Origin of the sequence: Okeania sp. SIO3I5, from assembly GCF_010672085.1 — a bacterium.
In the GTDB taxonomy this organism is placed as follows: domain Bacteria; phylum Cyanobacteriota; class Cyanobacteriia; order Cyanobacteriales; family Microcoleaceae; genus Trichodesmium.
Map to the genome: position 1 here is coordinate 12380 of NZ_JAAHHT010000112.1, position 16339 is coordinate 28718.

Here is a 16339-nt window from a genome sequence, read left to right on the forward strand (position 1 = left end):
GCGTCTCCGCGTCCCTGCGTCTCCGCGTCCCCGTGTCAAACCCCGAGCAACCAATTTATTCAGCAGATCCTATTTACCAAGGACTACCAATCATAGTAAACCCTGCCCAATAATAAGGGTGAGAAAAATTTTGACTTCCAAATTTCCCTAATGTGGGTGGTAACGCCAGGAACTTCCACCCTTTACTTATCCTTAACTCCCCATCTACAATAGCTACCTCCCCTCGCAACATAGCTAACTGCGCCTGTCTTAACGCCTCTGCTTTAATATTAACATTATCCAAATGAGTATAAAACTTCGTCATTAACCCCAATGTACCTTCATCACTCACATACCAAATACTAGCCAATACTGACTTAACTCCTGCTGCGATCGCTAACCCGGCAAACCCTAATTCAGCATTTCTGTCTCCTATAGCAGTACGACAAGCTGACAATACTAACAATTCAACCGCAGGTTCACTCCAACCTAACTCTCTAATTTGGTTTAACTTTATTTGTTCCGAACCCCACAGTTGAATATAAGAATTACTAGCTCTACCAGGTAAAAATTCTGCATGAGTGGCTAGATGAATAATAGGATAGGGATAATTTTGCCGTTGAGCTAATAGGTTATTCCGGGTAAAATCTTCATTGATAAATTGACTACCCCGCCACAATTGTTGGGAAATGGTTTCTAATTCCACGGGTACTGCTGGTAAAGAGTTTTCCTCAATAAATTCACTTGCTCCCATTGCTAATACCTGAGTATTTTGAACTCTGCGGTATCGAGTATCCATTAAACTGACACTGGGAATTAAACTGAGGCTATATTTTTCGACTAGGAATTGTTTGCCATCATGTAATGCTGCTACGGGTAAAGTCCTTAAACCTTCATCCATGCTAAATAGTAGAGTCTTAATGTTTGCTGCTTCTAATTCTGCTGATATAGGTGCGATGAGCCAATCATATAATTGTTGTGCTGCTGGCAGATAGCTATTAGTAGAACGACGAGCAGGATTTGTAATTTCTATGCGGAATCTTAACACAACCTCCCTAAGTTGTTTTTCGCTGACTTGGGGAATAATTTTAATAATTGGCTGACGATTTTTGGTGTATAATATTAATTGTAATTGTTCTGGGTAAGTGTAAACATAAATAACGGCAGATTCTGTTCCGGTTTGCTCTTCCATATCCTTTAATATTTCTCGGACGTTTTTTTTATTGAGCAATTCTGCACTCAAATCTTCTTCAAGGTAATTTGAATATTCGTTATTCCGGTTTATTTCTAAAATGTTTGTTGCTACTGGATTTGAATCTGTGACTATTGTTAGGGTATTGTTATTAACATTATCAATTGTTGTTAATATTGTTTGTGTATCAGTTGTAATATTGATAGAGTCTTGTGTTTGATCTTTAGCGCTAGTGGTGTTTTCAGTTTGGTTATTATTACTAGGGGTAACAGTTTCTATAATTAAATTAGGAGGGATCGGGAAATTCAGCTCCGGTGTTGGTGTTAGTGTTTGAGATGGTGTTTGAGCTGGTGTTGCTGTTTGAGCTGGTGTTGCTGTTTGAGTTGGTATTTGAGTTGGTATTTGAGCTGGTGTTTGAGTTGGTATTTGAGTTTGAGCTGGTGTTTGAGTTGGTATTTGAGTTTGAGTTGGTGTTTGAGTTGGTATTTGAGTTTGAGTTGGTGTTTGAGTTGGTATTTGAGTTTGAGTTGGTATTTGAGTTGGTATTTGAGCTGGTATTTGAGTTTGAGCTGGTATTTGAGTTTGAGCTGGTATTTGAGTTTGAGTTTGAGTTGGTATTTGAGTTGGTATTTGAGCTGGTGTTTGAGTTGGTATTTGAGTTGGTATTTGAGCTGGTGTTTGAGCTGGTGTTTGAGTTGGTATTTGAGTTGGTGTTTGAGTTTGAGCTGGTGTTTGAGTTGGTATTTGAGCTGGTGTTTGAGATGGTGTTTGAGATGGAACTGGTGTTGGTATTTGAGTTGGTGTTTGAGTTTGAGCTGGTATTTGAGCTGGTATTTGAGTTTGAGCTGGTATTTGAGTTTGAGCTGGTATTTGAGCTGGTATTTGAGCTGGTATTTGAGCTGGTATTTGAGTTGGTGTTTGAGTTAGTGTTTGAGTTTGAGTTGGTATTTGAGTTGGTATTTGAGTTGGTGTTTGAGTTGGTGTTTGAGTTTGAGTTGGTATTTGAGTTGGTATTTGAGTTGGTATTTGAGCTGGTGTTGGTATTTGAGTTGGTGTTGGTATTTGAGTTGGTATTTGAGCTGGTGTTTGAGTTGGTATTTGAGTTGGTATTTGAGCTGGTGTTTGAGTTGGTATTTGAGTTGGTATTTGAGCTGGTGTTGGTATTTGAGTTGGTGTTGGTATTTGAGTTGGTATTTGAGCTGGTGTTTGAGATGGTGTTGGTGCTGGTATTTGAGCTGGTATTTGAGCTGGTATTTGAGTTGGTGTTTGAGATGGAACTGCTGTTGGAGATGGTGTTGGTGTTGGTGCTGGTGTTGGAGATGGAACTGGTGCTGGTGCTGGTGCTGGTGTTGGAGATGGTGCTGGTGTTGGAGATGGAACTGGTGTTGGAGATGGTGTTGGTGCTGGTGTTGGTGCTGGTGTTGGAGATGGTGCTGGTGTTGGAGATGGAACTGGTGTTGGAGATGGTGTTGGTGCTGGTGCTGGTGTTGGAGATGGAACTGGTGCTGGTGCTGGTGCTGGTTCGGGTGTTGGTTCTGGTTCCGGTGTTGGTTCCGGTGTTGGTTCTGGTTCTGGTTCCGGTGTTGGTTCCGGTGTTGGTTCTGGTTCTGGTTCCGGTGTTGGTTCCGGTGTTGGTTCCGGTGTTGGTTCTGGTTCTGGTTCTGGTTCTGGTTCTGGTTCTGGTTCTGGTTCTGGTTCCGGTGTTGGTTCTGGTTCTGGTTCTGGTTCTGGTTCTGGTTCTGGTTCTGGTTCTAATGTTGTTATGATATTGCCTGGGTTGCCTGCGCCACTGCTGCCAACTTTAATTTCTCCGTTACCTTGCAAATTAATGGTTTCTGGAGAAGTGATGATGATATTGCCACCGTCTGCTGTACTTTCTGTGAAAGCTGAGATTTCGCTGTTGTCATTGATTCTTAATTGAGAGTCTGTATCAATATAGATATTGCCAGCATTTCCTTGCCCAAGGGTATTGGAAGATATTTGAGCGCCATTAATAACTTCCAGAGAACTGGTGGTAATCCTCACACCACCCGAATTCCCTTCTGCACCTGATTCCACTCTGCTAATTGCTGCACTAGAGAACCCGTCTGGAGATACCCCAGCAAACACTACATTATTCTCAGCTACAATTTCTACTCCCTCTACATTTCCTTGCCCAAAGGTACTGGAAGATATTTGAGCGCCATTAATGACTTCCAGAGAATCGCTACTGTTAATATTCACACCACCCGCATTCCCTGTTGCTCCCGCTCCCACTCTGCTAAATGCTCCACTGACACTATTTGCAGTGCCTCCATCAAACACTACACTATTTGCTGTAATCTCAACTCCCCCTGCATCCCCATTGCCAAGGTTAATCACAGATATTTGAGCGCCATTAGTAACTTCCAAAGCACCAGTGGTAATGTTTACACCACCTGTATTTCCTGTTGCTCCTTCTCCCACACCACTAATTACCCCACTAGCAAAACCATCTGAAGATACTCCATCAAATATTACAGTATCCTCGACTGCAATATCGACTCTCCCTGCATCGCCATCGCCAAAGGTACTCGCAGATATTTGAGCGCCATTGCTAACAGAAAGGTTTTGGGTTGTAATATTTATATCTCCTCCTAGCTCACTACCAGAAATATCAGTAAAAATATCTTCAGTTACAGTCACATTTCCTTCGCTCCTGAGAACAATATCTCCTCCAGCAATAGTGGAAATACCATTGACATTTTCATTGACTCCACCAACGTTCACGTCTGCCAAGGACTGAAAAAATGCTCCACTATTCCCGGCAACTGATTCTAAAGAAACCACATTTAATTGCAATGGTGCATCAATTAAACCTATGCCTCCACTGTCAGAAGTTAGAAATAAACCGTTACCCGCAGTTATCAATGAATTCTCAGAAACTCTGGCAATATTTCCTCCATTTGCATTTACTAAAACTTCCCCTGTTGTTGTTAAGTTTGCCAGATTTATATCGCCGACTTCTCCTGAATTTCCTAACTGAATATTAATATCCGCACTTCCAGCGTTTAATGTTGTTCCATCTAATTGATTTATTGATGCTGCTCCATCATTCCGGTTAGCAGAATTTATTTGCTCGTTATTACCAAATATGTTGATATTTCCATTGCCACTTGATGTATTAATATCAGCATTAATATTAATGCTGCGTCCGGCTTGTAATTGTACAGATGAATCTCTTTCTATATTTTCATTAATTGTTATATCGTTATCCGCTTCGAGAACAATATTTCCTTCTAAATTTTCTAGGGAAGTATTACTTTCTGCACCTCCTAAAATAATATTTTCTGGGTCTAATAATATTGTTCCTGTATTGCCAAATTCAGCATTAACATTAACCTGACCGTTAAAATTTAATTCTTGTTTTCCTGATACTTCAACAAAGCCTCCATCACCAGAATTTTCTCCTCCTTTGGCACTAATATTTCCGTCAAAATTAGTAATTCCATCTGACCAAATAATGACTTTACCTCCATCACCATTTGTAATAGCATCAGTAGAAATAAATGAGTTTTGATTAACAAAAGTTTGCTGAGAATTAGGAACTATACCATTGCTTTGAAAGTCGCCTCCAATTAATACTGTTCCCCCACCATTTAAACCATCGGCGTTAATATTGGTATTTATGAGAGTTACGCGATCGCCAAATATATTAACTTGTCCTCCAACATGATCGGAAGTTGATACATCTATATTTCCTGAAACAATAGTTTCTCCTGAAGTATTGGCAATTGTTGCATTATCTGTCAAAACTAAATTACCATCAGCATTAACTTTTATGGATGTGGCGTGTTTGTTGTTTCCACCTGTTAATAATTCTGGTAAAAATAGAGGATCGAGCTGAGAAATATCTTGCTCATTTGCTTTGTTTGGGTTAACTTCCAAACTTAATAAATTTCCTGGTTGAGATATTCTCACGGTACTACTGCTTTCTACTGCTGCGATGGTGATGTTACCGCCTGGAGTGGAGAGTTTTCCTGTGTTGATGACTGTGCCACCTAATAAAGTCAGATTTTCTCCGGGGTTTAAACTGAGATTTCCTTGATTCACTATAGCGCCTGGGTTAGATACATTAAATCTATAACCACTGGGGTTTCCAACTAAATTTGAGTAGTCGTTGGTTTCCATAGCTTTAAACCAGAAATTATTGTTGTTAAAGCCAATACCGGTGGCAGTGGTAACGCTGAATGAGGCGGGTATATTAAGGCTGGCGTTAGCACCAAACATTATGCCTGCGGGGTTCATTAGAAAAAGGTTGGAGTTACCGCCGATAATTTGGATGAGGCCGTTAATAATTGAGGCATTGCCTCCTGTGATTCTGCCGAGAATATTCTGGGTGTCTGGGGTGGTTAGGAAATTAGCGGTTTGGTTGGTGTCAAGGTTAAATTGCTCGAAACTGTGGAATAAGTTAGAGCCACTTTGAGTTCCGCCTTGGATATTGAATTGGTTGCCGTTTTGATTTACTGTTGTTCCTGTGCCATCACTGGCAGGGGTTATGGGTTGAGAGTAGGAGGGTAGTGTTGTAGTTAATTTGCCTAAAATTATAGTCAGAGTTGTTATGGTATAAAATTTTAATTTAGTTGGTTTCATAAAAAAGTATTCGCCCTTTTGTAGCTAAGTATGACAAAGTAAAAAATCAACTTTCAGCTCAAACAAATAATTATAAGTTCATCAGCAAAATTAATTACATATCCTATTGACTCTCTTTTCCCTGTTTCCTTTTTTCTCTCTCAACTAGGAAATTTATTTTGCACGACTACTTATATTTCTATATTTTAATAAATAAATTTTTAGTAATGAAAAAATTACCTCCCATCACCAAAACCCTAACAATTACTTACTCCCCTCACTTCCTAGAATGGTTAAACAGATATCAAATAAGTTTAGCATTTACCTCTCAGACAAATTGCCTCTGCTTAATTGGAGTCAAACCTGACGGCCAAGTGTCCGTTCCTGTTTGGGAGTTCGATCGCCCCAGAAAACTTTATGCCAAGAGCGATCGCCTATACCTTTCAACTCAATACCAAATTTGGCGGTTGGAAAATGTACTCGAAAATGAGGAACTTTTAGAAGACAAATACGATCGCTTTTATATTCCTCGTATGGCATATACTACTGGAGAGTTAAACGTCCAGGACTTAGTAGAAGATAACAAGGGCGATATAATTTTTATCAATACTCAATATAGTTGTCTAGCAACTCTTCACCCTAAACACAGCTTTACTCCCCTCTGGAAACCGCCCTTTATTTCTCAACTCGCCCCTGAAGACCGATGTCATCTTAATGGCCTCGCTACAGTAGAAGGGCAACCGCGCTACGTTACCGCTATTAGTTGTTCTGATGTTGCGTGTGGTTGGCAGAGTCTGAGGAGTAATGGAGGTGTTGTTATTAATATTCAGACTAATGAAATTATTGTTGAGGGGTTATCAGTGCCACATTCACCACGATGGTATAGGGGGAAATTGTGGTTGTTGAACTCAGGAACAGGGGATTTTGGTTACATTGAAAATGGCAAATTTTTACCTGTAACTTTTTGTCCTGGTTATGGCAGAAGTTTAAATTTTATTGGTGATTTTGCTGTGGTGGGTTTATCGAAATTAAGGGTTGATTATTCCTCAGATTTGTTAGTGGTAGAAAGGTTTAAAAATTGGAAAACAGATGTTCGTTATTTGCTTATAAACCAGCGCCAGTCCAAGTAACATTTCTTGGCTATCCTAATACAATGGGGGGAGATTTTATCCAATATTTATTAACAGATAAATGGGTAGTACCTCCAGAATTAGCCGAGCATTACAGTGAGAAAATTATCTATTTACCCCATCAATTTCTTTGTTCGCCCATGGATATTTCTCAAAAGCATTTTAGTCGAGCTTATTTTGACTTACCAGAAGAGGGTTTTATTTTTGCCTGTTTTAATCGCCATTATAAAATTACTCCTGAATTATTTGATATCTGGATGCGAATATTACAACAGGTAGAAGGCAGCGTTTTATTGTTATCTTTTACAGTAGAAGAAGCCATGGAAAATTTACGCCAGAGTGCCAAGAATAGAGGTGTAAAACCCGAAAGACTAATTTTTGCTCAAAAAATTCCACACCCGGAATATCTAGCTCGGTTCTCTTTGGCCAACTTAGCTTTAGATACCCTGATTTATAATGGCGGTTCTACTACTGTCTGTGCTTTATATGCAGGTTTGCCAGTCTTGACAAAACCAGGTTCTACTAATGCATCTCGGATGGGGGCGAGTATTTGTGCGAGTGCTGGAATAGAGGAAATGATTTGTCATAGTCTCGAGGAATATGAACAGAAAGCCGTATTTATGGGTACTCATCCAGAAGAGTTACTACCGTTGCGAGAGAAGTTAAAACTCCGAAATAGTCCTTTGTTTAATCTACCTGATTTTGTGGCCAGTTTGGAAGTGGCATTGGAAGAAATTTGGAATCGTTAATAACGCGAAGCGTGAATAGGGAATAGGGAATAGGGAATGAAATTGTTGATTTCATATCTTGAATTGATTTCATTTTTTATTTTTGGAGATATCTAGTGGGAATACCAAATAAGACAGAAAAATAAGTATACCTTAGTAACTTTAAAAAGGCTATATCAAATTAAAAAATGTCAGCAAAAGACTTATTTCATAATGTTGTAAAGACAGCTTTACAAAAAGATAATTGGCAAATTACTCATGACCCTTTACACCTGAAAATAGAGGGTAATATTGATATGTATGTAGATTTAGGGGCAGATAAAATTCTGGCAGCTGAAAAAGACCTACAAAAAATAGCTGTTGAAATCAAAAGTTTTCTAGGCACATCTACTATTTCTGAATTTCATACAGCAATTGGACAATACATTAATTATCGTTATGCTTTAGAAAAATTAGAATCTGAGCGAGTTTTATATTTAGCTGTACCACTCAACACTTACAATATTTTTTTCCAACGCCCATTTATTCAATCTATAATTTATAGAAGTCAAATTAATCTCTTAGTTTATGATATAAAAAATGAGGAAATTATCAAATGGCTAATGTAGAAAAATATCGGCAAATTATTCAACAGTTACTGACAGAATATGCTACTAGACGTAATGCAGCAAAAGATGGAGTTGAAGCTCAAACAATTTTCGATATTGAACAAGATCGCTATCAGTTACTCTATATGGGTTGGGATAATCAAAACCGGATTTTTGGACCGATTATATATTTAGATATTAAGGACGAGCGGGTTTGGCTTCAATGGAATGGTACAGAAGATGAAATTGGTGAAATTTTAGTTAGTAGAGGTATTCCTCAAGATAATATTGTCATTGGATTTCATCCTCCATTTATTAGAAAATACACAAATTATGCTGTAAATTAAAACCGTTAAAAAAGAGAAGCAATATCTAAGACCAAAGTCAAAACAATTCAAAATTATTAGAGCGTGTCATCAATTAAATCTGAAAGGGATATGTAGGAAGAGTTTTGGGCTTTTCTTCTTGAAATACTCCAGACGCTAAAAACATTGACGGACAAAGCGTTTAACCTCTAATTTATAATTGATGACAGACCCTAATTAATAATTCAAAATTAGTAATGCAAGAATTATTTAATTATTAATTATTCATTATTAAAGGAGACTTGTGTCCTGAATTAAACAATTATTCAATTAGGTTAGAGCTAAGAATTTTGAACTTTGAATTTTGAATTTTGAATTCAAAAAATGGTCATCTTGTTAAGATTGCTATGGGGGAAATAATTATTTATTGCTTGAATAATTAAAATTCTTCTCCCCCGAAATAACAAAAAAAAATTAGGGGGGACTTAGTGGGAAAAAAAGCCTCTTTTGAGATTTTCGGTTCTCAACAATTTATTGACTGGTTGAATACTGAAAAGTTGAGTCTAGCATTCACTACTTATCAATCTAATCGACTGTTTTTCATCGGCATTAAACCTGATGGTAGTTTGTCAGCAACTATGCGGACTTTCGATCGCCCTATGGGACTTTTTGCTACTGCCGATCGCTTAACTTTGGCCACTCGCTACCAGGTCTGGCAGTTAGAAAATATGGTGGAAAAAGGTCAATTGTTTAAAGACAGAGACAAAATGTATGTCCCTCGTCGTAGTTGGATGACTGGTCAGTTGGATATACATGATATTGTCCAGGCTCAATGGGGAGATAATTCACAACAAGTGATTTTTGTCAATACCTTATTTGATTGTTTGGCTACATTGAGCGATCGCTACAGTTTTACTCCGCTCTGGAAACCACCATTTATTTCTAAATTGGCCCCCGAAGAACGTTGTCATCTGAACGGTTTGGCCATAGTTGAGGGAAAACCAGCTTATGTTACTGCTTGCGGTCAGTCGGACGTGGTAGATGGATGGCGAGACCAACGGCAGAATGGAGGTTGTGTTATTGATGTATCTAGTAAAGAAATTATCGCTACTGAACTTTCGATGCCCCATTCCCCCCGTTTTTACCAAGATAAGTTGTGGTTGTTAAATTCGGGAAAAGGAGAATTTGGCTATCTCGATTCCAAAACAGGCAAATTTCAACCTGTAACCTTTTGTGCGGGGTACTTACGAGGGATGACGTTTTGGAAAAACTACGCTATCGTGGGTTTGTCAAGACCTAGAGAAAGAGAACAAACTTTTTCAGGTTTAGTTCTCCAAGAGAGATTAGCAGCAAAGGGAGCAACGGCCTTTTGTGGCCTGCAAGTTATTAATTTGGACACTGGAGATATTGTTCATTGGTTGCGTATTGAGGGGATAATAGTTGAATTGTATGACGTGGTAGTATTGCCCGGAGTACGACATCCAGGTTGTATTGGTCTGCAAGAAACGGATGAGTTGAGGCGGGTGGCCACTCGTGATTTGAGTGTTGAGGTTTAACACAGGGGGAGGACATCACCTCTGTCATGCGCAGCGGTCAGGGTTTCCCAGACGCTCAGAATCCCGCGTTGTCCATCCCCCCTAACCCCCCTTTGAAAGGGGGGAATAGAAGGGCAACGTCGGGAGTATGTCAAAACAGTACAGTTAGGTAGTGTCGTGTCAAGCTTGAAAATGTGGGTTAAAAAACCTAACCCCCCAACCCCCTTCCCTGCTAGCGTTGGGGGGGATTTCTTCCCTCTCACTCATCAGGAGAGGGGGAGGGGCAGGGGGGAGAGGTCTCCTAGGTTGCTCGCTCCTAACCCACAATTTTAGTTTTGACACGACAGTAGGTCGGAAAATTTACAAGTGGAAGACACGAAGTTCTAATAGTCATTGCGAGGAGTTTGCGGAGCATTTCGGTTACGAAAGCAGTCTTGAGAATTGGAAGAACAATCAAAATTAATGAGATTGCTTCATCGTCCTTCCTCCCAATGACAATCTAATATCTTGTGCGGAGCATTTCGGGAAAGAAAGCAGTCTTGAGAATTGGAAGAACAATCAAAATTAATGAGATTGCTTCATCGTCCTTCCTCGCAATAACAATCTAATATCTTGTGCGGAGCATTCCGGTTACGAAAGCAGTCTTGAGAATTGGAAGAACAATCAAAATTAATGAGATTGCTTCATCGTCCCTCCTCCCAATAGACATCTCCGAAAATTAAAAATCAAATCAATTCTCCCATTTGAAATGATCTATTCTTTCTTCCTGTTCCCAGATCCGCTGTTCCCTGTTCCCTCTTTTCCGGAGATGTCTAATGACAATCTAATATCTTGTGCGGAGCATTTCGGTTACGAAAGCAGTCTTGAGAATTGGAAGAACAATCAAAATTAATGAGATTGCTTCGTCGTCCCTCCTCCCAATGACAATCTAATATCTTGTTTATTACTACCAAATTATAATTATGCCTACCGTTCAAATTACCCAAACCGGAACCCTTAATGAAGCTGGCGCAATACCAGCTATCTTTACCGTCAGTCGCGACGATACCCTTGGCAATATCACAGTTTTTTTTACAATTTCTGGCACTGCCACACAAAATATTGACTACGACATTAGAGGAGTCCGTACCGTAGAGAATACTGTCCCTACAGTAACATTCGATGGAGAAAAAGGCAGCGTTGTTATTCCCGCTGGACAAACCAGCGTTGATCTAGAAATAGTACCCAGGGACGATACTGTTGTTGATGGAGGAGAAACAGTCACCCTCACCCTCACAGATGAACCCACCGGCGCACCAGAACAATATGATGTGACGGCAACTCCTGGGAATGAGACGGCAACTCTCACTATTACGGATAATCCCGATGCCACATCTAAAGCAGTCGGTGCGAATGAGATTGTTATTTCTACTAATGCTGATGCTGCCTATTCAGTATTTGCAGCAGATGTGGATGGTGATGGGGATATGGATGTTTTCAGTGCATCACGGTTTGATCACAAAATAGCCCTGTACCTAAACGATGGCAGCAATAACTTCACCGAACAAATCATCTCTACTAATGCTGGTAATGCCGAATCAGTATTTGCAGCAGATGTGGATAATGATGGAGATGTGGATGTTTTCAGTGCATCAAATGGTGAAATTGCCGTATACATAAACGACGGCAGCAATAATTTCACCGAAGAAGTTATCTCCACTAATATCAGCGGTGCCAATTCAGTATTTGCAGCAGATGTGGATGGTGATGGGGATATGGATGTTTTCAGTGCATCAGATGGTGAAAGAATTGCCGTATACCTAAACGATGGCAGCAATGTCTTCACTCAACAACTCATCCCTACTGATATAAGCGGTGCTGAATCAGTATTTGCAGCAGATGTGGATCGTGATGGGGATGTGGATATTTTAAGTGCATCACGCAATGACGACAAAATCGCCTGGTACGAAAATGATGGCAGCAATAACTTTACTCAACGGACGATTTCTACTAATGCTGATTTTGCTGAATCAGTATTTGCAGCAGATGTGGATAATGATGGGGATGTGGATATTTTAAGTGCATCACGCGATGACAACAAAATCGCCTGGTACGAAAACGATGGCAGCAATAACTTTACTCAACGGACGATTTCTACTAATGCACTTAGTGCCCAATCAGTATTTGCCGCAGATGTGGATAATGATGGGGATGTGGATATTTTAAGTGCATCACGCGATGACAACAAAATCGCCTGGTACCTAAACGATGGTAGCAATAACTTCACGGAGCAGACGATATCTACTAATACTGGTAGTCCCCGATCAGTATTTGCCGCAGATGTGGATGGTGATGGGGATGTGGATATTTTAAGTGCCTCTTCAGGTAGTGACCAAATTGTCCTCTACGAAACGATATCCATTCCTAGAGTCAGCATCACTGGCACAGGAACTCCCACGGAAGCAGGAGCTACCCCAGGAACTTTTACCATAGATCGCGGCACTGACACTAATGGCAATATCACAGTCTTCTTTACCATCTCCGGTACTGCCACACAAAATATTGACTACGATATTAGAGGAGTCCGTACCGTAGATAATACCGTCCCCACAGTAACATTTAATGGAGAAAAAGGCAGCGTTGTTATACCCGCTGGACAAACCAGCGTTGATATAGAAATAGTACCCAGGGACGATACCATTACTGATATCGCAGAAACAGTCACTCTCACCATCACAGAAGAACCGACTGGCACACCAGAACAATATGATGTTACTTCAATTTCTGGGAATGAGACGGCAACTCTGACTATTACGGATAATGCCGTTCCTACAACTAAGGCAGTAGGGGCAAATGAGATTGTTATTTCTACTAATGCTAATGCTGCTACATCATTATTTACAGCGGATGTGGATGGTGATGGGGACGTGGATGTTCTGAGTGCTTCATTCTATGACAACAAAATCGCCTTATACCTCAACGATGGCAGTAATAACTTCACTGAACAGGTGATTTCTACTAATGCTTCTAATGCTAGATCGGTATTTGCAGCAGATGTAGAAGGTGATGGGGATGTGGATATTTTCAGTGCTTCAAGATTTGATGACAAAATAGCTCTGTACCTCAACGATGGCAGTAATAACTTCACTGAACAGATCATCTCCAATAGTGCTAATGGCGCACGTTCAGTATTTGCCGTCGATGTGGATAATGATGGGGATGTCGATGTTCTTAGTGGTTTAGAATTTGGCGACATAGTAGCAGTGTATCTCAATGATGGCAGTAATAACTTCACTCAACAGATTATCTCTACTACTGCTGATGGTGCCTATTCAGTATTTGCAGTTGATGTGGATAATGATGGGGATATTGATGCTCTCAGTGCTTCACGCTATGATAACAAAATCGCCCTGTACCTGAATGATGGCAGCAATAACTTCACTGAACAGGTGATTTCTACTAATGCTAATGGGGCACGTTCAGTATTTGCAGCAGATGTAGATAGTGATGGAGATATCGATGTTCTCAGTGCTTCTTACGATGACGACAAAATCGCCCTGTACCTCAATGATGGTAGTAATACCTTCACTGAACAGGTGATTTCTACTAATGCTAATGGGGCACGTTCAGTATTTGCAGCGGATGTGGATAGTGATGGGGATCTGGATGTTCTTAGTGCTTCATTCTATGACGACAAAATCGCCATATACCTCAACGATGGCAGCAATAACTTCACTGAACAGGCGATTTCTAATAGTGATGATGGAGCTATGTCAGTATTTGCAGCAGATGTGGATAATGATGGAGATGTCGATGTTCTCAGTTCTTCATCAAATTATGGTGTCAACAAAATATCCCTCTACCAAACAATTTCTCCCCCAGTCTTAAGCAACCTAGATATCCCTACATTCACCGAAAGTGTTGTCAATGCAGCAGCACAAATAATAGATAGCGATGTAACTCTCACTTACGAAGGCAGCGATTTCAATGGTGGCAATATCACTATTGAGTATAGTATTCCCGGGGATATTGGAGACCAACTAACCGTTGCCGACATTGGTACTGGAACAGGGCAAATAGGCTTCGACGGCACAAATATCACCTATGAAGGGAACGTCATAGGTAATATTGACACCATCAACAACGGAGTCAACGGTAACACCTTAGAAATCAGCCTAACCACAGTCAACGCTACAGTAGCTGCCGTCGAAGCATTAATCGAAGCCATCAGTTACCAAAACACCTCCGAAAACCCCACTACCAGTCGGACGATATCCATAACAGTCAACGACGGTATTACAAATAGCATACCCCAAACATTAGAAATAACAGTTATTTCTGATAACGATGCTCCAGTCCTCAATAACACTCTCAATGCCATTGGAACAACTGCCGACATAGAATTAACAGTAGACGAAGACAGCACTCCCACAGGAGTAGTAGGCAACTTAGTCAGCGAAATAGTTGCTCTGACAGGTAATGTCACCGATCCAGATACTGCTGCTGTTACAGGTATTGCCATTACCGCAGTAGACGAAACCAACGGTACCTGGCACTACACAACTGACGGTGGCACAACCTGGACTCCAGTAGGGACAGTATCGGATAGCACTGCATTGTTATTAGCAGACGATGCCAACACCCGCGTGTTATTTGCCCCGACAACGGACTTCAACGGTAATATAAGCAATGGCTTAACATTCCGAGCTTGGGACCAAACTTCTGGTACAGCAGGCACAAACGTAGATGTTAGTAGTAATGGTGGGACTACAGCTTTCAGTATTGACACAGACACTATTAATGTGGTAGTCACTCCAGACAACGACATCCCAGTATTAGACTTAGACGGAGATGACAGTACAATCCCAGGCAACGACTACGAAACCACATTCACAGAAGGAAATGGAGCAGTAGCAATAGGAGACAGTGATATAATAATCACAGACGTAGACAACACCAACATAGAGTCAGCCACAATAGTATTAACCAACAGACCAAATGGAACAGATGAAAGCTTATCAGTCAACGGCACACTCCCAGGGAGTATAACAGCAAGTAGCTATGATAGTGCCACAGGAGAAATCACACTCACAGGTAGTGGGACATTAGCCGAGTATCAGACGGCGATCGCCCAAATCGAATACAACAACACATCAGTTAGCCCAGATACCACATTTCGGAGCGTCACAGTAGTAGTCAACGATGGGAATACAGACAGCGACACAGCCACAACCACAATAAATATTACTCCAGTCAACAGCGCCCCCACATTAGACTTAGACGGAAACGACAGTACAACCGCAGGCAACGACTATGAAACCACCTTCACAGAAGGAGGCATTGCAGTAGCAATAGGAGACACTGATGTAGTCATCACAGACATAGACGACACCAACATAGAGTCAGCCACAATAGTATTAACCAACAGGCCAGACGGAGCCGATGAAAACTTATCAGTCAACGGCACACTCCCAGGGAGTATAACAGCAAGTGCCTATGATAATGCCACAGGAGTGATAACACTCACAGGTACTGCCACATTAGCCGAGTATCAGAGTGCCATAGCGCAAATCGAATACAACAACACATCAGTTAGCCCAGATCCAACAGTTCGGAGCGTCACAGTAGTAGTCAATGATGGGGAGAGTGACAGCAACACAGCCACAACCACAATAAATATTACTCCAGTCAACAGCGCCCCCACATTAGACTTAGACGGAGATGACAGTACAACCGCAGGCAACGACTATGAAACCAGCTTCACAGAAGGAGGCATTGCAGTAGCAATAGGAGACACTGATGTAGTCATCACAGACATAGACGACACCAACATAGAGTCAGCCACAATCATATTAACCAACAGGCCAGACGGAGCCGATGAAAGCTTATCAGTCAACGGCATATTGCCAACAGGAATAACAGCCAGTAGCTATGACAGTGCCACAGGAGTAATCACACTCACAGGTACTGCCACATTAGCCGAGTATCAGAATGCCATAGCTCAAATCGAATACAACAACACATCAGTTAGCCCCGACACCACAGCTCGGAGCGTCACAGTAGTAGTCAACGATGGGAATACAGACAGCAACACAGCCATAACCACAATAGACATTATAGCAACCAACGACGCCCCAGTAGTAAATAGCAACAGTCTAACTGTAGACGAAGCAATCTCAGGCACATCCTTAGGAATCACAGCTCCCACCGACGCCGATGGAGATTTCCTCACAATCACAGTCACAGGGTTACCCACATTAGGTCAAGTCACCCAAGGCGACGGCACAGTAGTCAACAACGGAGACACATTAACA

At 41.0% G+C, this 16339-nt stretch carries 7 protein-coding genes; 6 read left to right on the forward strand and 1 reads right to left on the reverse strand.

Annotated features, from left to right (window positions below; all coding sequences use genetic code 11):
• Positions 1 to 73: 73 nt before the first annotated feature.
• Entirely contained in the window at positions 74 to 5782 is a 5709-nt protein-coding gene (locus F6K40_RS22665; RefSeq protein WP_293139365.1) for a CHAT domain-containing protein, read from the reverse strand.
• 206 nt (positions 5783 to 5988) lie between these two features.
• Here F6K40_RS22665 and F6K40_RS22670 point away from each other — a divergent pair, with 206 nt between their 5' ends.
• The 6 genes from F6K40_RS22670 to F6K40_RS22695 all read left to right on the forward strand — a co-directional run.
• A complete protein-coding gene (locus tag F6K40_RS22670; RefSeq protein ID WP_293139366.1) occupies positions 5989 to 6891 on the forward strand; it encodes a TIGR03032 family protein in 903 nt (300 codons plus the stop codon).
• Positions 6840 to 7640 carry an O-linked N-acetylglucosamine transferase, SPINDLY family protein gene (locus F6K40_RS22675; RefSeq protein ID WP_293139367.1) on the forward strand — a complete coding sequence of 267 codons (801 nt, stop codon included), beginning with the start codon at positions 6840 to 6842 and terminating at the stop codon, positions 7638 to 7640. Before F6K40_RS22670 ends, F6K40_RS22675 begins: the two co-directional genes overlap by 52 nt.
• A 167-nt stretch (positions 7641 to 7807) precedes the next feature.
• A complete protein-coding gene (locus tag F6K40_RS22680) occupies positions 7808 to 8227 on the forward strand; it encodes a XisH family protein (RefSeq protein ID WP_293139368.1) in 420 nt (139 codons plus the stop codon).
• The gene (locus tag F6K40_RS22685) at positions 8215 to 8553 is read left to right on the forward strand and encodes a XisI protein (RefSeq protein ID WP_293139369.1); all 339 of its coding nucleotides are present in this window, start codon (positions 8215 to 8217) and stop codon (positions 8551 to 8553) included. The genes F6K40_RS22680 and F6K40_RS22685 overlap by 13 nt, the downstream gene beginning before the upstream one ends.
• Positions 8554 to 8999: 446 nt before the next feature.
• Entirely contained in the window at positions 9000 to 10067 is a 1068-nt protein-coding gene (locus F6K40_RS22690; protein ID WP_293139370.1) for a TIGR03032 family protein, read from the forward strand.
• 941 nt (positions 10068 to 11008) lie between these two features.
• A partial coding sequence (locus F6K40_RS22695; RefSeq protein WP_293139371.1) for a beta strand repeat-containing protein occupies positions 11009 to 16339 on the forward strand: 5331 nt, incomplete at its 3' end.